8 protein-coding genes and 1 pseudogene are annotated in these 20,937 nt (G+C 72.2%); 4 read left to right on the top strand and 5 right to left on the bottom strand.

Going from position 1 to position 20,937, the window contains the following annotated elements:
• Window positions 1-78: 78 nt before the first annotated feature.
• Window positions 79-321, top strand: coding sequence for a microaggregate-binding protein 1 (mbp1, locus tag ON30_RS12985; protein ID WP_040706952.1), 243 nt, complete (start codon window positions 79-81; stop codon window positions 319-321).
• Between the two features lie 77 nt (window positions 322-398).
• On the top strand, window positions 399-902 hold the full coding sequence (locus ON30_RS12990; RefSeq protein WP_051029259.1) for a CinA family protein: 504 nt from the start codon (window positions 399-401) through the stop codon (window positions 900-902).
• 67 nt (window positions 903-969) lie between these two features.
• Here the strand turns inward: ON30_RS12990 and ON30_RS12995 are convergent, their stop codons facing one another.
• The 5 genes from ON30_RS12995 to ON30_RS13010 all read right to left on the bottom strand — a co-directional run bounded on the left by ON30_RS12995 (window position 970) and on the right by ON30_RS13010 (window position 3,697).
• The gene (locus ON30_RS12995; protein ID WP_040706953.1) at window positions 970-1,233 is read right to left on the bottom strand and encodes a DUF4235 domain-containing protein; all 264 of its coding nucleotides are present in this window, start codon (window positions 1,231-1,233) and stop codon (window positions 970-972) included.
• Window positions 1,230-1,952, bottom strand: coding sequence for a DUF3618 domain-containing protein (locus tag ON30_RS13000; protein WP_040706954.1), 723 nt, complete (start codon window positions 1,950-1,952; stop codon window positions 1,230-1,232). Before ON30_RS13000 ends, ON30_RS12995 begins: the two co-directional genes overlap by 4 nt.
• Window positions 1,949-2,365 carry a phage holin family protein gene (locus ON30_RS13005; RefSeq protein WP_040706955.1) on the bottom strand — a complete coding sequence of 139 codons (417 nt, stop codon included), beginning with the start codon at window positions 2,363-2,365 and terminating at the stop codon, window positions 1,949-1,951. Before ON30_RS13005 ends, ON30_RS13000 begins: the two co-directional genes overlap by 4 nt.
• Window positions 2,366-2,465: 100 nt before the next feature.
• On the bottom strand, window positions 2,466-2,615 hold the full coding sequence (locus ON30_RS39080) for a hypothetical protein (protein ID WP_157183714.1): 150 nt from the start codon (window positions 2,613-2,615) through the stop codon (window positions 2,466-2,468).
• Between the two features lie 170 nt (window positions 2,616-2,785).
• On the bottom strand, window positions 2,786-3,697 hold the full coding sequence (locus tag ON30_RS13010; RefSeq protein WP_245554023.1) for an SMP-30/gluconolactonase/LRE family protein: 912 nt from the start codon (window positions 3,695-3,697) through the stop codon (window positions 2,786-2,788).
• Between the two features lie 695 nt (window positions 3,698-4,392).
• Here ON30_RS13010 and ON30_RS13015 point away from each other — a divergent pair.
• Both ON30_RS13015 and ON30_RS41015 read left to right on the top strand, forming a co-directional pair.
• Complete coding sequence (locus tag ON30_RS13015) at window positions 4,393-7,191, top strand: helix-turn-helix transcriptional regulator (protein ID WP_083911349.1); 2,799 nt, start codon at window positions 4,393-4,395, stop codon at window positions 7,189-7,191.
• Between the two features lie 213 nt (window positions 7,192-7,404).
• Window positions 7,405-20,937 (top strand): annotated as a pseudogene (locus ON30_RS41015) (type I polyketide synthase); the annotation flags it as partial.

Here is a 20,937-nt window from a genome sequence, read left to right on the forward strand (position 1 = left end):
ACGTCGGCTCCCGGATTCATCGTGGAGACGACGGGTAGGCCGAGAGCGTCAGACGTTCCAGCGATGGAGGAGGTAGGTATGCCCGAGCACACCGGCGGTGCCCGTGAAGGCGTCGAAGGCGTCGTGGAAGGCGTCAAGGGCAAGATCAAGGAAGCCGCGGGCGCGGTGAGCGGGCACGACGACCTCGCACAGGAGGGTCGTGCGCAGCAGGACAAGGCCGATTCCCAGCGGGAGGCGGCCGCCAAGGAAGCCGAGGCGGAGAAGGCGCGCGCCGAGGCCGACGTGGACGAGGCGCGCCAGTCCTCACACCAGGACAGGTGAGAGCGGACGCGAACGCCGGGCGGTACCGCCGCCCGGCGTTCCGTCGTCGGTGGGGGAGTGGAAGAAGGAGGTCGATGATGACCGTGCGTGAAGACCGCGCCGATATCGGCGCGACGAGTGAGCGCATCGCCGCACACGCCCTCGACCGGGGCATCACCTTGGCCGTGGCCGAATCCCTGACGGCGGGCAACCTGGCGGCCGCGCTCGGCGCGGCCCCGGATTCGGGGACGTGGTTCGCGGGCGGTGTGGTGGCCTACACCGAGGAGGTCAAGCGGCGGGTGCTCGGCATGCCGGACGTGCCGGTGGTGTCCTGCACCGCCGCCGCGGCGATGGCGCGCGGCGTCCGCGAATTGCTGCGCGCCGACGTCGCGGTGGCCGTGACAGGCGTGGGCGGGCCCGGCGCGCAGGACGGCGAACCGGCGGGCTCGGTGTGGTTCGCTGTCACCGACGGCGACGAAACCCGCGAATGGCACCGCGAATTCGACGGCGATCCGGTCCGCGTCCTGGAGCAGACGCTGTGGTGCGCGCTGACCGGCGTCGAAGAACTGCTCGCGGACGCCGCGGACCGCATCGGCTCCTGAAATCCGCTGTGCCACAAGAACGGAGGCCCGCCGTCCAGGTGCACGGCGGGCCTCGGTGTATCTCGTGCTACTTGTCCGGCCAGGTGCCGGTGATCCGCTGATATCCTGTCGCGCCCGCGCGGTCGATGGCGGCCTTCACCAGGCCGAAGATCGCGCCTTGCAGGGCGGCGGCGATCAGGACCTCGCGCCACCCGTGGTCGCGCGCGGTGGCGGTGGGGGCTTGGTCCTCACCGCTGACCCCGCGCCACACGCGCGTGAACACGGCGTTGGCGGCGACGCCGCCGAGGACGCCGACGGCCATGCCCAGCGGCTTGCACAACGTGCTCGTCATGAACGCCTCCGTCGCAACACGATCCAGGTGATCAGCGCCGCCGATCCCGCGGTCGCCGCGATCACCGGCACACGATTGCGTCGCGTGGATTCCGCGACCTGCTTGCGGACGTCGTCGAGCGGTTCGCTCAGGGACGGCGCGGCGTTGGTGACCGTCGTCTTGGCCTGCGTCGCACGATGTTTGGCCGCCTCCGCGGTCTGGTGCGCGCGCTGCTTGGCGGCGTCGGCGACCTCGGCGGCCCGATGCTTGGCGGACTCGGTGGTCTCGTGCAGCTTCGCCTCGGCGCGCGCCGGGACGTCGACCCGGTCGCTGAGCTCGGAGATCGTCGCGCCGAGTTCCTCCCGCGCGCGATCACGGTCGGCCCGCAGTTCCTCGGGCGTCTCCGGTTCCGCGGGAACGGGTTTCGGGGCGCGGGAGGTGGTCGTCTCGGGGTCGGCCGCCGGTTCGGCGACCGCCGCCGGTTCGGCGGGCGGCGCGGGGCGGGACACGTCGCCGGTCTCCGGCACCTCCGATGCCGCCTTCGCGGCGGCGGGTTCGGAGGTGGCGGTCACGGGCGGGACGACGATGGCGTCCGGATCGGCAGGCGTCCCCGGCACCGCGGAGGGCCCGCCGCCGATGGGGGTGCCGAAGGGCGACGGCTCGCCCGGCGGCGTGGGCGGGACGTCGGGGTTCTCGGCGGCGGGCTTCTTCCCGCCGCCCTGACGCTTCTGTTCGGTCATCCTCGACTCCCTTCGCGCACCGCGGCCCAGTCCTCGCGCACGGCTCCAGCGGTATCGGTCGGCACCGGCGGCGCCGCCTCGGTGACGGTGCGCTTGCCGATCAGGGCCAGCACGCCGCCGAGGGCCAGCAGCGCCGCGCCCACGATCAGGGCCGAGGCCCACTCCGGCAGGACCAGTGCCAGGGCGAACACGGCGGCCGCGACCAGCGCGATCCCACCGTAGAGCGCCAACAGCGCACCCGCGCCCGCCACGCCGATGCCGCGGGCCATGCCGCCCGCCTTCTCCTGGACCTCCCAGCGCGCGAGGCGGATCTCGTCGCGCACCAGGCGGGTCATCTGGGTGGTCGCGTCGTCGACCAGTTGCGATATGGACCGTTCGTCGGCATCGGGCCGGTTCTCCGTGTGTTGGACCATGTATCCCACCTCCTCACTCCGACATCTACCCGGGCACGAGCCCCTGAAACGGGCCGAACCCTCGGTTCCGAGCCCGGTGCGAGGTGGGGCGTTCCCGCGTTCAGGACGGCGGATTGCCGGTACTGGGACCGGCCCCCTCGCCGTAGTCGGGCGGGCGGTCCGAAGGACGCGGCTTGCGGCGGACGGCGACACCGCGGGCGACCACGATCACCACCACCAGGACCAGGGCGAGTATCAACAGCAGTTCCATACCGTCGTCCTACCCTGCGGCCAAGCCGTCAACCACGGGCGGACACTATCGAGGCCGTCACACCGATCGTGTCCGCACCGGTCAGAACGTCACGTCGGGAATCTCGAGCGGGGTCCGGCCGTGGGCACACAAGGTGTCGGCCGCCGCGACCCGCAGGACCCGGTGAGCGATCACCGCACGCCGTCGCGGGGGATGGCGGCCGGGATCTCCAGGACCTGGCCGCTGTGCGTGGTGACGTACACGCTGTCGGCGCCGAACGCGGAACCCGCCGCGCCGACGGTGATGCCCGCGGGCAGCGTCAGACCGGTCGCGATGGCGCACACCGAACCGTCGGTGTCGATGCGCCACACCTGCCCGGCGAAATAGGCCGGGGCGTAGAGCCGTCCGCGCGCGTCGATGTCCAGATCGTCGAGGAAGGCGTTCTGGTAGCCGTCGGGCGGACGGAAGTAGGTGCGAGCCGTGCCGGTGGCGGTGTCGATGGCCAGGACCCGGGTGTCGCCGATCGACACGTTGGCGAACAGCGTGCGCCCGTCGGCGGAGACGGCGAGTCCGTTGGCCGGGGTCTCGCGGTACCAACCGCGGTGCACGGTGCCGTCGGGGTCGACGCGGTCCAGCGCGGGGACGAGGTCGTTGGAGGTGAACACGGTGCCGTCCGGCGCGCGGACCACGCCGTTGCCCATCGACAGCTCCGAGGCGTAGGGGGTCACCGCGCCGGTGTCGGGGTCCAGGCGGAACAGTGTCGCGAAACCGAAGGTGGGGGCGAGCAGGGCGGGGGCGGAGATGCCGGAACCGACGAGCACGGTCCCGTCGGGCAGCGGGGCGAGGCCGCCGGGGGCCTCGACGGAGGCCAGCGTGCGGGGCGCGGCGCCCGGCGCGTCGATGACCTCGATCTTGTTGCCGAGCCAGTCGCTGACGAGCAGACGCCCGCGACGGTCGACGGCGACGGCCTCGAAGGTCCGGGGCTCGGCGACCAGCGAGCGAACCGGTCCGACATCCGGGCAGCCCGGGATCGCCGTGGTCTGCTGTCCGACGGCGGTGGTGGGGGAGGCGGCTCCGACCAGCAGAATCGCGCCCAGGGTCAAGGATCTGACAATGCTTCTCGTTCGCACGAAGGGATCATCGGCGCTGCGTACCGGACATGCGACCGGTGGGCGGGCGAATCGCCGGCTGTTCCGTCGGATTTCATCTGCCCGTCGCCGGGCCGCTCGTAATCGACCGATGCCCAACGCCGTACCCGCGAATACCGGACGGTATCGATACCGATGTGTGATGGGCCGCCCCGGGCGCGGTCGACCGGACGGTCGCGTCGGGAAGAATGGCGTGCCCGGAATTGCGTCACGATGTGACCACGCTTGCCATCGGGAGGTTGCGCAAACGGCTGCGCGGCTGTGAACATTACGTGAATCCCCCGAGGTCCGGTGTCGGCCGTTCGACGGACACCGCAGGTGACGCGCCCCTCCCGCACCGACCGGCGAACCCGGTTTTCCGTTTTCAAACCTGGAATTCGGACTGTTCACCGAATTGTTCGACCGCGTTGGCATCCAAGGGTTTCGCGCTTCCCGCATAGGGGTTCAGTGCCCCGGGATATCGGGCTAGACTTGCCGAATCGCATGATCAAACAGGGTGGGAAGGGAAGCGGGAGAGGCACTTCGGCGCAATTCTCGGCCAACAACCTTGTCCACGAAGTGAAATCATCGGGTCATGTCCGGGTGACGAGGCAGCGACGACGCGCCGCCGCACTGTCGTGCTGCTGATACATCAGGTGGGGAATTTTCGAATGCTTGGTCAAAGGTCCGAGGGTAGGGCGTTCATCGGGAGACTCCTCGCCGGAGAGCACGGAACTTCCAGCGGCGTGGTGCTGTTCGGCGGATGTATCGGCAGCGGCAAGACCGAGTTGCTGCGGGAGTTGGTCCGCGACGCGGAGGCGACCGGAACCCGCTACCTGATGGCCGCCGGATCGCCGGACGAGACCGCGATTCCGCTGGGAGTGGTGTGCCAACTGCTGCATTCGGCCCCGTGGATCACCGAACGCGTCGATACCGCGCTCGGCCGCCTGGATTCGCTGATGTTCGCGGCAGGCACCACCGAAGAGGTTGCGCGCACGACGAATACGAACGCCGAAGCGCTGCGGCTGGCCCACGAACTGGCGAACGCGCTGTTCGAGGTGGCGGGCACGGGGCCGGTGCTGATCGTGGTGGACGACGTCGACCACGCCGACACCGCGTCACTGAACTGCCTGCACCATCTCGCCAAACGGTCGGTCGGCACGTTGCTGACGCTGGTCTACACGGTGTCGATGCGCACGCGGGCGGCCCGTCCCGCGCTCCCGATCGAACCCGTCGACTCGGTCGGCTGGCACCGGTTCGTGCTGCGGAATCTGTCGGAGGCCGGGGTCGGGCGGACGGTCGCCGAGCACTTCGGCATCCCGGAAGCCGCCGACCTCGCGGCCCGCTACCACCGCGCCACCGGCGGCAACCCGCGCCTGCTGCGCGCACTGCTCGAGGACGCGCACACCCCCGAAGACGCGCCCGCCGCGGGCGGCGGGTCGCGGTTCGGCCAAGCGGTGGCCGTCTGTCTGCGCCGCGCCGACGCGCACGTCGTGGCCGTGGCCGAGGCGGCCGCGGTGCTCGCCGCGTCGGACTCCCTCGCCACCGCGAGCACCCGCTTCCTGGCCCGCCTGGTCGATCGTGAACCGGAACAGGTCGCGGGCGCGCTCGCGGCGCTGGACGCGATGGGGATCACCGCCGAGAACGGCCGCGCGTTCCGCCACCCGGCCGCCCGCGCCGCGATCCTCGCGGGCGCGGGCCGCGAGCGCCTCGATGACCTGCACGCCCGCACCGCCCGGCAACTGCCCCTCGACGATTCCGCGGTCGCCCCCGCCCGCGTCGCGGTCCATCTCACCGCTGCCGGCCGCACCACCGATTCGCAGTCCCGGGAGATCCTGGTCCGCGCCGGCAGCACGCTCACCGCGGCCGAGGATCTGGACTCGGCCACCCGCTACCTCGAACTGGCGATGGCCTCCGCGGACACCGAACGCACCCGCGCGGGAATCCGGGCCATGTTGGCGCGCACCGAGATGCGCGTGGACCCGGCCGCCGCCAAACACCACATGGGCGCGCTGCTCGACGCCTACAAGAACGACCACCTGGCCGACCGCGAAGGCGGCTTGCTGCTGTGGCAGTTGGTGTGGCAGGGCATGCTGGACGAGGCGGGCGCGGTCATCGACTGGACCGCCGACGGCAACGTCACCCACGCGGTCTCCGAATTCACCTCCTACCGGAGGCTTCTCGCGGTCAACTATCCGCCGCTGGTCGCCGACCCCGACCGTCGGGCAGCCACCGAACCCGACCGCCCCGCCCAGGTCTACGACGAATTGCGCACCACCGCCGCCGAAGCGCTGGGCCGGGTGCTCAGCCACGGCCCCGCCGACTCGGCCGCCGAACGGGCGCACCGGGTGGTCGCCACGCTGGAACTGGCCGACGAGACCATCGACATCGCCGAAGCCGCCCTGGAGACCTTGGTCTTCGGCGAGCAGGCCCCCGACGCCGCGCCGCACTGCGCGACACTGCTCGACGACGCGCAGAACCGGTCGGTGCCGCTGTGGTCGGCGGTGCTGGGCTCGGTGCGCGCGGAGATCGCCTTGCGGCAGGGGCATCTGGTGGCCGCGCGCCGTTTCGCCGCCAAGGCGCTCTCGGCGATCCCCGCCCACGGGTGGGGCGCGCAGAGCGGACGCACCCTCGGCGTGCTGGTACTGGCCAGCACCGCGCTCGACGATTTCGCCGCCGCCGCGAAATACGTGCAGAGCCCGGTGCCGGAGGTGACCTTCGCCAGTCGCTACGGCGCGCAGTACCTCTACGCGCGCGGTCAGTACTACCTCGCGGCGGGTCACGTGGACGCCGCGCTGGCCGATTTCGAGTTCTGCGGCAGGCTGCTGGTCGGCTGGGGAATGGACACCCCCACCTTCGTCCCGTGGCGCAGCGGCGCGGCGGCGGTGCACCTGCGCAAAGGAGACCCGAGCGCGGCGCAGGGACTGTTGGAGCAACAGTTCGCGTTGCTGGACGGCGCCGGGGCGCGGTGTCTGCGCACCCGTGGCCTGACCACGATGATGCTCGGCTGCGCGCGGCAGGCCCGCCAGCGGGTGCCGATCCTGCGCGAGGCGATCACCTCGCTGCGCGCCTCGGGCGACATGTATCTGCTCAGTCGCGCGATGCTCGCACTCAGTGACACCCATAAAACACTGGGACAGCGCGATCAGGCGACGGCACTGCGCTGCGGCGCGATGAAATTGGACCGGATATTCAAGTCGGGGTCGGCGCCGCACAATTCCCCGGAATCCGGGGAGATATCGGAACGGCAGGCGTCGGTCTCCGACGACCCGGTCCGCACCGCACTGACGGAATCCGAACAGCGGGTCGCGGCGCTGGCCGCCGTCGGCCACACCAATCGCGAGATCGCCGACCGCGTCCACATCACCGTCAGTACCGTTGAACAGCATCTGACCAGCGCATACCGGAAGCTGGACGTCAAGCGGCGGGCCGACCTACCGATCGAATTGCTGCTCCGCGCCACTAATTGACGACCTCCCGACACTGCTTTCGGACGGAATCATTCGCCATGATTCCGTCTTTCTCGACGACCGTATCCGTTACTCGTTTCTAGGGGTTTCCGACCATTGCTCAGGGGTCGCCTAGGGGTTGAACCCGATGGTGGTCTCCGTGTTAATTTCGGTTGCGGCGTGTACTGCGCGCACGAGGAGAATTCGCACATGTCTGAGATGGATATCGCGGTTGTCGGCGTCTCCTGTCGACTGCCGGGGGCCGCCGACCCGGCCGAGTTCTGGCGGTTGCTGGCGCAAGGACGCTCGGCGATCGCCGAACCGCCCGAAGACCGCTGGGCGCGGGCCGATCTCGCGGGCACGCCGCGCCACGGCGGATTCCTCGACCGCGTGGACGAATTCGACGCCGACTTCTTCGGCATCGCCCCCCGCGAGGCGGCGGCCATGGACCCGCAACAGCGCCTCGCACTCGAATTGTCCTGGGAAGCATTGGAAGACGCGGGCATCACCCCCGACGCCGTGCGCGGCGAGGCCCTCGGTGTGCTGTTCGGCGTCTGCGCCGACGACTACGCCGCGCTGCGCGCCGCGGCGGGCGCGCCGACCGACCATCGCACCCTGACCGGACAGCATCGCGGCATCATCGCCAACCGCGTCTCCCACTTCCTCGGCGCCACCGGTCCGTCACTGGTCGTGGACACCGGTCAGTCCTCCTCGCTGGTGGCCGTGCATTTGGGGTGCGAGGCACTGCGTTCCGGCGACGCCGACACCGTCCTGGTCGGCGGCGTCAACCTGAACCTGTCCCCGGCCACCGCGCGGATCACCGCCGAATTCGGCGCGCTGTCCCCGGACGGCCGCTGCCATGCCTTCGACGAGCGCGCCAACGGCTACGTGCGCGGCGAAGGCGGCGCGGTGGTGGTCCTGAAACCGTTGGCGCGGGCGGTCGCCGACGGCGACGACGTCTACTGCGTGATCCGGGGCAGCGCGACCAACAGCGGTGCGGGCGACACACTCACCACCCCCGACGGCGCGGCCCAGCAGCAGGTGCTGCGGCGCGCGCTGGCGCGGGCGGGCGTCGACCCGGCGGCGGTCCACTACCTCGAGGCGCACGGCACCGGCACCGCCGTCGGCGATCCCGTGGAGGCGGCGAGCGCGGCCGCCGTCTACGGCGTCGACCGCCCGTCCGGCGAACCCCTGCGTCTCGGGTCGGTGAAGACCAACATCGGGCATCTGGAGGGCGCGGCGGGCATCGCGGGCCTGCTGAAAGTCGTGCTGGCACTGCGGCACCGGCAACTTCCCGCTTCGCTGAACTTCCGCACACCGCACCCGCGCATCCCGATGGACGAGTGGAACCTGCGCGTGCAGCGCACCCTCGAACCGTGGCCGAGCGCGGGCCCGTTGCTCGCCGCCGTGTCCTCGTGGGGGATGGGCGGCGCGAACTGCCATGTGGTTCTGTCGGATCACCCGGCCCCGGAGTCGGCCGGCGCAGGCCCCGCGATCGTTCCCTGGGTGCTGTCCGCGCACGGTGACGACGCCTTGCGGGCCCAGGCGCGGCGGCTGGCCTCGATTCCCGGCGATCTCGATCCCGCCGACGTCGGCCACGCGCTGGCGACCGCCCGCGCCGCCTTCGCCCATCGTGCCGTCGTCCTCGGCCGGGATTCCGCGGATCTACGCCGCGGTCTGACCGCTCTCGCCGAGGGCCGCCCCGCCGCGAGCCTGGTCCGGGGCCGAACCCACGCCGAAGGCGCGCTGGCCGTGCTGTTCCCGGGGCAGGGCGCGCAGCGACTCGGCGCGGGCCGCGACCTGTACGAGGCCACGCCCGTCTTCGCCACCGCGTTCGACGCCTGCCTGCGCGTCCTCGACCCGCACCTGGACCGGCCGTTGCGCTCGGTGCTCTGGGGATCGGACCCCGACCTGCTCGACCGCACCCGCTACGCCCAACCCGCCCTGTTCGCCCTCGGCACGGCCCTGTACCGCCTCCTCGAATCCTGGCGCGTGCGAGCGGATTTCCTCCTCGGCCACTCCGTCGGCGAACTAGTCGCCGCCCACCTGGCCGGAGTGTGGTCGCTCGAGGACGCCGCGCGGGTGGTGTGCGCCCGGGGCCGGGTGATGGACGCGCTCGAGCCCGGTGGCGCGATGCTCGCGGTGGAGGCCACCGTCGAGCAGGTCGCGGCGATCCTGCCCGCCGGCGCCGAGATCGCCGCCGTCAACGGTCCGGCCGCGGTCGTCGTCTCGGGCGACGAGTCGGCGGTCGACCGAGTCGCCGCCGCCTGCGCCGCACAGGGCACACGGGTGAAGCGTCTCGCCGTCTCGCACGCGTTCCACTCGTTCCGGATGGAACCCGCCCTCGCCGAATTCGCCGCCGTCCTGGCCGACGTGCGAGCCGAAGCGCCGCGAATCCCGGTGCTGTCCAACGTGACCGGTCGTCCTCTCACCGCCGCCGAGGCCACCGCGCCCGCGTACTGGACCGACCACATCCGCCGCACCGTCCGCTACGGCGACGGCCTCGCCCACCTGAGCGCCCACGGCGTCACCCGCTACGTCGAAGCCGGACCGGGCGGCGTCCTCGCCGGCCTCACCCGCGCCGTCGTCGGACCCGATCCCGTCGTCCTCCCGTTCCTGCCGAAGGACCGCCCCGAACCCGAAGCCGCCACCGCCGTAGCGGCGGGCCTGCACGTCGACGGCGTACCGCTGGACTGGACTGCCCTGTTCGGCGGGCCCCGCCCCCGGCCGCGTGGATTGCCGACCTACGTGTTCCACCGTCGCCGGTACTGGTTCGACACGTTCTCCGACCGTGCCGAGAGTTCCCCCACCCGTGCCGAGAAGGACGCGGTCGACAGTAGCTCCGATGCCGGCCTGACTGTCGACCCGGGCGCGGCTTCCGGCCCCGGTGCGGCCCTCGAGGGTGACCGGGATCCCGTCGAGTTGGTGCGTGACCATGTCGCGGCCGTGCTCGGTCACGACGATCCCGCCGCCGTGGACCAGCACCGGGTGTTCAAGAAGCTCGGGTTCGATTCGCTGGCCCTGCTAGAACTGGTGCGCTCGCTGAATACCGCCACGGCACTGGACCTGCCGTCGAGCGTGGTGTTCGACCATCCCACGCCCGCCGCGCTGGCCGCGCACCTGTCGACGGTGCGCGCGGCCCACGGCAGCCCCGCGCCCGAGAGCGAAGCCGCGCCGGGCACCGCCACACGGACGGCGGTCGACGAACCGATCGCGATCGTCGCGATGAGCTGCCGACTGCCCGGCGGGGTGCGCGACCCCGAGGACCTGTGGCAGGTGCTCACCGAGGGGCGGGACGTGATCGCCCCGTTCCCGGAGTCGCGCGGCTGGGACATCGACAGCTGGTACGACCCCGATCCGGACCGGCCCGGCCGCAGCTACGTCCGGGAAGGCGGACTGCTCCCCGACGCCGACCTGTTCGACGCCGACTTCTTCGGCATCGGCCCGCGCGAGGCCACCGCGATGGACCCGCAGCAGCGCCTGCTGCTGGAACTGTCCTGGGAAACCCTCGAACGCGCGGGCATCGACCCGAACACGCTGCGCGGCAGCGACACCGGCGTCTTCGTCGGCGCGATGCCGCAGGACTACGCGCCACGCCTGGGCCAGATCCCCGACGGACTGAGCGGCTACCTGCTCACCGGCACGACCACGAGCGTGGCCTCCGGCCGCATCGCCTACACGCTGGGCCTGCACGGTCCCGCCCTTTCCGTCGACACCGCCTGCTCGGCGTCGCTGACCGCCCTGCACCTGGCCTGCCGCTCGCTGCGCGCGGGCGAGACCTCGATGGCCCTGGTCGGCGGTGTCACGGTGATGGCGAACCCGGACATCTTCGTGGAACTCAGCAGTCAGCGCGCACTGTCCCCGGACGGTCGGTGCAAGGCGTTCTCGGCGCGCGCCGACGGAACGGGATGGAGCGAAGGCGCGGTCGTCGTGCTGGTGGAACGCCTCGCCGACGCCCGCGCGGCCGGACACGAAGTCCTCGCCGTGGTGCGCGGTTCGGCGATCAACCAGGACGGCCCGTCCAACGGCCTGACCGCCCCGAACGGTCGTGCCCAGCAACGCGTCATCCGCGCCGCGCTGGAAGACGCGCGCCTGGGCGCGGCCGACGTCGACGCGGTCGAAGCACACGGCACCGGCACTGCCCTCGGCGATCCCGTCGAGGCGGGCGCGCTCCTGGAAAGCTATGGCCGTCACCGGGAACGCCCCCTGCTGTTGGGCACGGTGAAATCCAACATCGGCCACACCCAGGCCGCCGCCGGACTCGTGGGCGTCCTGAAGATGGTCCTCGCCCTGCGCCACGGCGTCCTCCCGAAAACCCTGCACGCCGAACAACCCTCACCCCACATCGACTGGTCGACGGGCACGCTGCGCCTGCTGACCGAACCGACCCCCTGGCCCGAAACCGGCGCACCCCGCCGAGCGGGCGTGTCCTCGTTCGGCATCAGCGGCACCAACGCCCACGTCATCCTGGAACAAGCGCCGACCGTCGCACTGTCGCCCTCCCCGCCGCAGCCCATATCGCCGCAAGCGCCCCAGCCGCTTTCGGATTCGCTGGTCCGGGCACGGCCGCTGCCGGATTCGTCCCGGCAGCCCGAGCCGCACGCGGAATCATCAACCCAGCCCGAGGCGTTACCGCTGCCGCGATCACAACCGCAGGCGATGTCACAGCCTCGGCCGCTGTCTCCATCGGGGCTGTATTCGGCGCAGCCACAGTCGGTTTCGCAGCACCAGCCGCAATCACAGCCTCGGCCGGTGTCGCCGGCGACCGGCTCGGCGGTCATCCCCTGGGTCCTGTCCGCGCGTGGCGAGGACGCACTGTATGCCCGCGCCGAACAACTGCTCGCCTGGACCGAGGCCGCAGGTCCACTCGCGTCGGATGGCGGAAACACAGGCCCGACCGTCGCCGTCGGGGATGGCGCGGGCAGGCCGTCGCCCGACCCGGCGAGTCGCTTGGGCGGTGACGACGGCTCGGCGATCGGTGGCGATCTCGCGAACCCGGCGACTCACCGGAGTGCCAGAAAGGGTGGGCTGTCCGATGACGGTCCCGCCGAGCCGGCGAGTCCCGCGGTCGATGTAGCAGTCCGGGGTCCTGCCGGAGGACTCGCCAGATCCGCCGATGTCGGTTGGTCGCTGGTCAACACCCGTGCGGCGTTGGAGGACCGCGCCGTGGTGATCGCCCGGAGCCCCGAGGAACACCGGCGCGGGTTGGCGGCGCTGGCTTCGGGCACGCCGGACGCGAGTGTGGTGCGGGGTCGGGCGGTCGGGTCGCCGAAGGTGGTGCTCGTGTTCCCGGGGCAGGGGCCGCAGTGGATCGGCATGGGGCGCGAACTGCTCGACACCGCACCGGAATTCGCGCAACAGGCGCGGGCGTGTGACGCGGCGCTGCGGGAGTTCACCGGCTGGTCGGTCCTGGAGGTCCTGCGCCAGGTCGACGGTGCACCCGACCTGGCGCGGGTGGATGTGGTGCAGCCGGTGCTGTTCACGATGATGGTGTCGCTGGCCCGGCTGTGGCGGGCCTACGGGGTGATTCCCGATGCGGTGGTGGGTCATTCGCAGGGCGAGATCGCGGCGGCGTACGTCTCGGGCGGGTTGCCGCTGCGCGACGCGGCCATGGTGGTGGCGCTGCGCAGTCAGGCGTGGTGGGAGTTGCGCGGCAAAGGGGCGATGGCCTCGGTGACGCTGCCCGTCGCGCGAATCGCGGGTCGCCTACCGGATTCCGTCGCCGTCGCGGCGGTGAACTCGCCCGGCTCGGTGGCGTTGGCGGGCGACCCGACGGATCTGGACGCCCTGCTCGCCGAGTTGGTCGCCGAGGGCGTGAAAGCCCGGCGGGTGCCGGGCGTGGACACCGCCGGGCATTCGGCGCAGGTCGACGTGCTGCGCGAACGTCTGCTCACCGAACTCGCGCCCGTCGCGCCGGGGCCCTCGCGCATCCCGTTCTATTCCACGGTGACCGGCGGCCTGTTCGACACCTCCGCGATGGACGCCGGGTACTGGTACCGGAACATGCGCGAGCCGGTCCGTTTCGAGGACGCCACCCGCGCCCTGCTCGCCGCCGACCACACCGTCTTCGTCGAGGCGAGCAGTCATCCGGTCCTGGTCTCGGCCCTGCTGGACACCGCCGACGACGTGGGCAAGCCTGTGCTCACCGTCGCGTCGCTGCGCCGCGACGAGGGCGGCCCCGCGCGGATGCTGACCTCGGTGGCCGAGGCGTGGGTCGGCGGGGTGACCGTCGACTGGAACGCCTGCTTCGGCGCGGGCCGCGGCGCGGTCGCCCTGCCGACCTATCCGTTCCAGCGCACCCGCTTCTGGCTGACCCCCACGACCGGCGGCGACGTCGGCGCCGCGGGTCTGACCCGCACCGACCACCCGATCCTCGGCGCGGCCCTGGAACTGGCCGACGGCGACGGGGTGGTGCTCACCGGCCTGCTGTCCGAACGCGCCCACCCGTGGCTGTCGGAGTTCGCCGAGGACGGGCGCGTCGTCGTCCCCTTGGCAGTATTCGCCGAACTGGCCGCCCACTCGGCGGGCCGAGTCGGGACCGACCACCTGGCCGACCTGTCCACCGACGCCCCGCTCACCCTCACCGCCGGGTCGAGCGTGACCGTGCAGGTGGTCCTCGGCGCTGCCGACGATACCGGAGCCCGCCAGATCGGCGTCCACTCCCGCACCGGCGACGGCCCGTGGACCCGGCACGCGCACGCGACCGCTCACCCGCACACCCCCGCCCCGTCCGCCGCACTCCTCGAATGGCCACCCGCCGACGCGGTCGCGGACACCCATGACGGACACCAGATCTGGCGGGTCGGCGACGAGATCTACACGGAGATGGGTGTTCCGGCGGAGTCGGAGCCCAGCGGCCCGGAGAGCGCCGAATCGCAGGGGAGCGCGTTCGGCCTGCCCCCGCTGTTGCTGGACACGGTTCTGCGTCTCGGCACCGGCGGGACACCCGCCGCACTGCGCGGATTCAGCCTCTTCGCCGAGGGCGCGACCACCGTGCGCGCCCGGATCGTCCCCGGTTCCCGTGCCGACGATAACTCCCACGGTCTCGACACCCCAGCCGGGACCGCCGTGCACGGTCGGATCGTCCCCGGCAGCGACGACGATCTTCGCGCCCCGGTCGCGACCACCGGAAACGGCGGGCCGGGGTCGGGCGAGCGAGTCACCGCCGAGGCAGACGGCACCGACCGTGGTGCCCGGGCGATCACGGTCTCGCTGTTCGATGTACTCGGAAACCCGGTGGCGGAGATCGATTCGGTGACCTTCGCCGAGGCGACCCCCACCGCTGAGGCCATTCCGTCCGACGCCCTGTTCCGAGTCACCTGGCCGCTGCTCACCAGTGAAACCCCCACGCCGGCCGAGACGATCGCCGTACTCGTGACAGGGGCGGCTTCGTCCGGGGGCAGGATCGCGAGTGTCCCGGCCGATCCGGCGAGCACGGCATCCCGGCGCGTCGACCCGGGCGACCGTGATACGGAAGCCGCGAATCCTTTCGGACTCTATGCCCCCCGGTACGCGGACCTCGCCGACATCGCGGACATCCCGGACGCCGTACTGGTCGATCTGTCCGGCCACCTGGACGTCGAACCCGCGGTGGCGCAGGCTCTGTCGCTGATCCAGGACTGGATCGAGGGCGGTTTCCCGGAGACCTCCCGACTGGTCTTCGTGACCCGCCGTGCCGTCGCGATCGAGGACGACGAGGACATCCTCGACCTGCCCGCCGCCGCGGTCTGGGGGTTCGTCCGCTCCGCGCAGAGCGAACACCCGGACCGTCTGGTCCTGCTGGATCTGGACGAGCACGCCGCCCCCGAGTCGGTGCGCGCGGCACTCGCCTCCGGTGCCGCCCAGTGCGCGATCCGCGCGGGCGCACTGCGGGTGCCGAGACTCGCGCGAGTCACCGAAACAGTTCCGAGCGCCGCACCTTTCAGCGCAGACGGCACGGTCCTGATCACCGGCGCGACCGGCACGCTCGGCGCGCTGCTCACCCGTCACTTGGTGACCCGCCACGGCGTGCGTCACCTCCTCGCGGTGAGCCGTCGTGGCCCCGACGCGCCCGGCGCGGCCGAACTCGTCGCGGAGGCGGCGGAATTCGGCGCGCGCGTCACGGTGCGAGCGTGTGACGTCGCCGACCGCGACCAGGTGCGCGCGCTGTTGGAGACCGTCGAACCCCCGTTGACCGCCGTGATCCACGCGGCGGGCGTCCTGGACGACGGTGTCGTCACCGACCAGACCCGCGCGCGGGTCGCCGCGGTCCTGCGCGCGAAGGTCGACGCGGCGCGCAACCTGCACGAACTGGCGGGTCCGGTCGCGCTGATCCTGTACTCCTCGATGGTCGCCACGCTCGGCGGACCGGGCCAGACCGCCTACGGCGCCGCCAACGCCTACCTGGACGCGCTCGCCCGGCACCGCCGATTCAGCGGACTGCCCGGGGTGTCGCTGGGGTGGGGTTTCTGGGACGAGCGCAGCGAGATGAGCGAGCATCTCACGGATCTGGACCGTCTGCGGATGGCGCGGTCGGGGGTGCGGCCCCTGCCGTCGGAGCTGGGTACGGCCCTGTTCGACGCCGCGCTGCGGACCGGGCTGCCCGCCGTGCTGCCCGTCGATCTCGACCTGTCCGCCGTCCGGGAGCGTGCGGCCGACGGCGTCGCACCGCTGCTGCGCGGCCTGGTGCGCCCCCGCACCCGCCGGACTGCCGCCCGCGCCCGCACCGCCGACACGTCGCTGGCGCGGCGACTCGCACCCCTGTCCCAGCCCGAGCGCACCCAGGTCCTCGTCGAGCTGGTACGCGCGCACGCCGCCGCGGTCCTCGGCCACACGACCCCGGACGCGGTCGGCGCGGCCCAGGCGTTCCGTGACGCCGGCTACGATTCGCTCACCGCCGTGGAACTGCGCAACCGGCTCAAGACCGCCACCGGCCTGCCGTTGCCGACCACGCTGCTGTTCGACTACCCGACCCCCACCGTCCTGGCCGCCCACCTCGACGCCGAACTGCGCGGCGACCAGGCCGGACCGGTCCGTCCCGCCGTCACGGCGAAGGCCGCCGACGACGATCCGATCGTCATCGTCGCCATGGGGTGCAGGCTGCCTGGTGCGGTGCGCACCCCGGAACAGTTGTGGGACTTGCTGATCGACGGCCGAGACGTCATCTCGGACTTCCCCGAGGATCGCAACTGGAACGTCGCCGAACTGTTCGACCCGGATCCGGGCGTCCATGGCAAGAGCTACGTCCGCGAAGGCGGATTCCTCTACGACGCCTACGATTTCGACCCCGGCTTCTTCGGCATCTCCCCGCGTGAGGCGCTGGCGATGGACCCGCAGCAGCGACTGCTGCTGGAAACGGCCTGGGAGATGTTCGAACGCGCGGGTATCACCCCGGAATCTCTGCGCGGCAGCGACACCGGCGTCTACATCGGCACCAACGGTCAGGACTACGCCGCGCACCTGCGGCACGCCCCGCCCGATCTGGAGGGCTACCTGCTCACCGGCCGCGCGGCGAGCGTGGTCTCGGGCCGGGTCGCCTACACCCTCGGACTGGAAGGTCCGGCGGTCACCCTGGACACGGCGTGCTCGTCGTCGCTGGTCGCCCTGCACTGGGCGGCGCGGGCGCTGCGCAACGGGGAATGCTCGCTCGCGGTGGCGGGCGGTGTGACGATCATGTCCACGCCGGGGTTGTTCGTCGAGTTCAGCAGGCAGCGCGGTCTCGCCCCCGACGCCCGTTGCAAGGCGTTCGCGACCGCCGCCGACGGCACCGCCTGGGGCGAAGGCGTCGGACTCGTTCTGCTGGAACGACTCTCGGACGCGCGCCGCCACGGTCACGAAGTCCTCGCCCGACTGGCGGGTTCGGCGACCAACCAGGACGGCGCGTCCAACGGACTGTCCGCCCCGAACGGGCCGTCCCAACAGCGGGTCATCCGGCAAGCGCTCGCCGACGCGGGCCTGTCGGCCGATCAGGTCGACGCCGTCGAGGCGCACGGCACCGGCACCCGCCTCGGCGATCCCATCGAGGCCCAAGCCCTGCTCGCCACCTACGGCGCCGACCGGGAACGCCCCCTGTGGCTGGGCGCGCTCAAATCCAACATCGGCCACACCCAGGCCGCCGCGGGCGTCGCGGGCGTCATCAAAATGGTGTTGGCCATGCGCCACGGCCTGCTCCCCGCCACCCTGCACGTGGACGAACCCAGCACCTACGTCGACTGGACCGCGGGCTCCGTCGAACTGCTCACCGAATCCCGGCCCTGGCCGGACACCGCCCACCCCCGGCGCGCCGGCATCTCCGCCTTCGGCATCAGCGGCACCAACGCCCACGTCATCCTGGAACAGGGCGACGCCCCCGAGTCCACCGATGCGCCCGTGCGCTTCCTCCGTGCGGCGGATACAGCCGCGGGCACAGCCCCCGACGCCGAGCCTCCGCGACTCATCGCGTGGCCGTTCTCCGCCCGTACCGCCGACGCCCTGCGCGCGCAAGCCGCCGCTCTGGCCGAGTTGCCCGCCGGCTCAGCGCCAGTGCGCGTGCGGGGTTCGGTCGACGCGGTACCCGCCGGTGATGCGGAAGGGGCATCGACCACGGTCGGATCCCCGGATCGGCGGTCTTCGGGAGTTGTCGTTGGTGCGGGGGATTCGGTCGCCTCGGGGCCTGTTGGAAACGTCTCGGACGCGGATGGCTCGGGAATCATCGCCCCGGAGGGTGTCGCGCACGCCCTGGCGACGACCCGGACGCACTTCGAGCAGCGGGCGGTCGCGATGGGGCGTGATCACGCGGACTTGCGACGCATCTTGGGGGCCTGTGCGGCAGGCGAATCCCCGCGCGGGCTGATTCTCGGGACGGCACGCTCGACCGCGCGGACCGCGTTCCTGTTCGCGGGACAGGGCGCGCAGACCCACGGGATGGGCCGGGCTCTGCGTGCGCGGTTCCCGGTGTTCGCGGACGCGCTCGAGGAGGCTTCGGCGGCACTGGACGCGCACTCGGATCGCCCACTGGCCGAGGTGATGTGGGGGAGCGACCCCGGGACGCTGGCCGAGACCGGTTACGCCCAACCGGCGTTGTTCGCCGTGCAGACGGCCCTGGCGCGGCTGTTGCTGTCCTGGGGTGTCGAACCGGAGTACGTGGCGGGTCATTCGATCGGTGAACTGGCCGCGGTGCACGTGGCCGGTGCGTTGTCCTTGCCCGATGCCGCGCGATTGGTGGCGGCGCGGGCCGGGCTCATGCGGCGGCTGCCCGAGGGCGGGACGATGGTGGCGGCGGAGATCGCGCCGGCGGAGGTACGGCCGCTGCTCACACCCGGGGTCGACATCGCGGCGGTGAACGGCCCGCGCGCGGTGGTGCTGTCGGGTGAGGTCGGGCCGGTGGACGAACTCGTCGCGCGACTGTCCGCCTCGGGGCATCGGACGAGTGCGTTGCGGGTCTCGCACGCCTTCCATTCGCACCGGATGGATCCGGTGCTGGCGGAGTTCCGCGCCGTCGCCGCCTCGATCGCCTTCGCCGAACCGCGAATCCCGGTGGTGTCGACGGTCACCGGACAACCGGTCGGCCGCGCGGACCTGTCCGAACCGGACTACTGGTCGCGTCAGATCCGCTCGACGGTGCTGTTCGCCGACGCGGTGACCACCTTGGCCGGGCACGGCGTCAACACCTTTCTCGACATCGGCCCGACGCCCGTCCTCGCGCCCGCGCTACGCGACTGCCTCGACAGCGGCGTCACCGTGGAAGCCGTGGCGCGCAGAAACGTTCCCGAGGACGAGGCGGCGCTCACGGCGTTGGCGCGACTGCACGTCGCGGGCGTCCCCGTCGACTGGACCGCCCTGTACCCCGCGCCCGCCACACGAGTTCACCTGCCCACCTACCCGTTCCAGCGCCGACGCCTCTGGTTCGACGCCCCGGACGTCGTCGCGGCACCCTCGGCCACGGAGTCCTGGCACTACCGAATCGACTGGCGTCCCGTCGACTCCGCTTCGTCACCGGCCGCGCCTACCGCCCCGGTCGACCTCGATGGCGGATGGTTGATCGTGGTCCCGGCCGCGTACGCCGACGAGGAGTTCGTGGCGGCGGTCCGCACCGCCCTGGGGAGACGGTGCGTATGCGTCGAGATCGCCCCGGCAGATGCTTCCGCGCTCGCCGACCGGGTCCATGCCGCACTGGCCGATGCCGAGTTCACCGGGGTGTTCTCCCTGCTCGCGCTCGCGGAGCAGCCGGATGCCGAATTCGACTCGCTGACCGTTGGTTCGGTGCTCACCCTCGCGCTGATCCAAGCGCTCGGGTCCGTCGGGATTCCGCTGTGGCTCGCGACCCGGGACACCCTCGTGGTCGCCGAGGGAGACCGGGCGCGCGGCGGCGCTCAGGCGGCTGTTCTGGGTCTGGGACGCGTTCTGGCCCTGGAGGAACCACGCCGCCCGGTGGGGCTCATCGATCTGCCCGCCGTCCTCGACGAGCACACGGCGGCCCACCTCCCGGGTGCGTTGCGGTGTGGTGAGGACCAAGTGGCGTTGCGGCGCGGCGTGGTCCGCGCGCGCAGGCTCCGGCGCGCGGCGCCCCTCGGTTCGGGCTGGACGCCTCGCGACACGGTGCTGATCACCGGCGGCACGGGTGGGCTCGGCGCGCAGATCGCCCGCTGGGCCGCGACGAACGGCGCCGCCCGGCTCGTTCTCGCCTCGCGTCGCGGCCCCGACGCGCACGGCGCGCGTGCGTTGCGCGACGAATTGTCCGCCCTGGCAACGGAAGTCGTGCTCGTCGCCTGCGACACCGCCGACCGGGAAGCGGTCCGCGCCTTGGTGGAACGGACGAAGGCCGACGGCCCGCCGATGCGGGCGGTCCTGCACGCCGCGGGCGTCGTGGACTTCGGGAGGATCGCCGAGTTGACGCCGGCCGATCTGGCCGCCGCTGCCGCCGGAAAGGTCGTCGGCGCACAGGAATTGGACCGGCTGTTCCGCAGCGACGACCTGGACGCCTTCGTCCTGTTCTCCTCGATCGCCGCGACCTGGGGCAGCGGCGGCCAGGGCGCCTACGCCGCCGCCAACGCGATCCTGGACGCGATCGCCGAACAGCGGCGCGCGGCCGGTCACCGAGCGACGTCGATCGCCTGGGGGCCGTGGGCGGGGCGCGGCATGATCGAAGGCGACGAGGTCGAGGACCTGCTGGTGCGGCGGGGGTTGGCGCCGATGGCCCCGGCGGGCGCGATCGAAGCGATGCGGCGGGCGATCGGCGCGGACACGGCCGCCGCGGTCATCGCCGACGTGCGGTGGGAGCGGTTCGCCGCCGCGTACTCCGTCGGCCGCGAACGGCCGTTGCTGGCGGATCTGCCGGAGGTCCGCGCCGCGGCGGTCACGGCGGAAACGGTCACCGAGCGGAACGGTCTCGCGTCGACGCTGGCCGAACTGCCCGGCGTCGACCGCGCGCAGGCCGTGCACGCGGTCGTGCGCGACAACGTGGCGGCGGTCCTCGGCCACGACTCCCCGGAGACGTTGCCCGCCGACCTGGCCTTCACCGATCTCGGCTTCGACTCGATGACGGCGGTGGAACTGCGCGATCGGCTCACCCTGGCCACCGGCGTTCGCTTGGCGACGACGGTCGTGTTCGACCATCCGTCCGCGACCGCGCTGGCCGAGCACCTGCTGGCCGAACTGTCCCAGGACTACGCGTCGGTCGAGGGCGAACTGGACCGACTGGAGTCGGCGCTGTCGCGACTCGGTCCCGACGACGCGGGCGAGCGCACGCGGGCGGTGGCGCGGATGCGGGTGCTGCTGGCGCGCTACGACGACGGCGCGATCGGCGGCAAC

The organism is Nocardia takedensis NBRC 100417, assembly GCF_000308695.1.
GTDB lineage: Bacteria > Actinomycetota > Actinomycetes > Mycobacteriales > Mycobacteriaceae > Nocardia > Nocardia takedensis.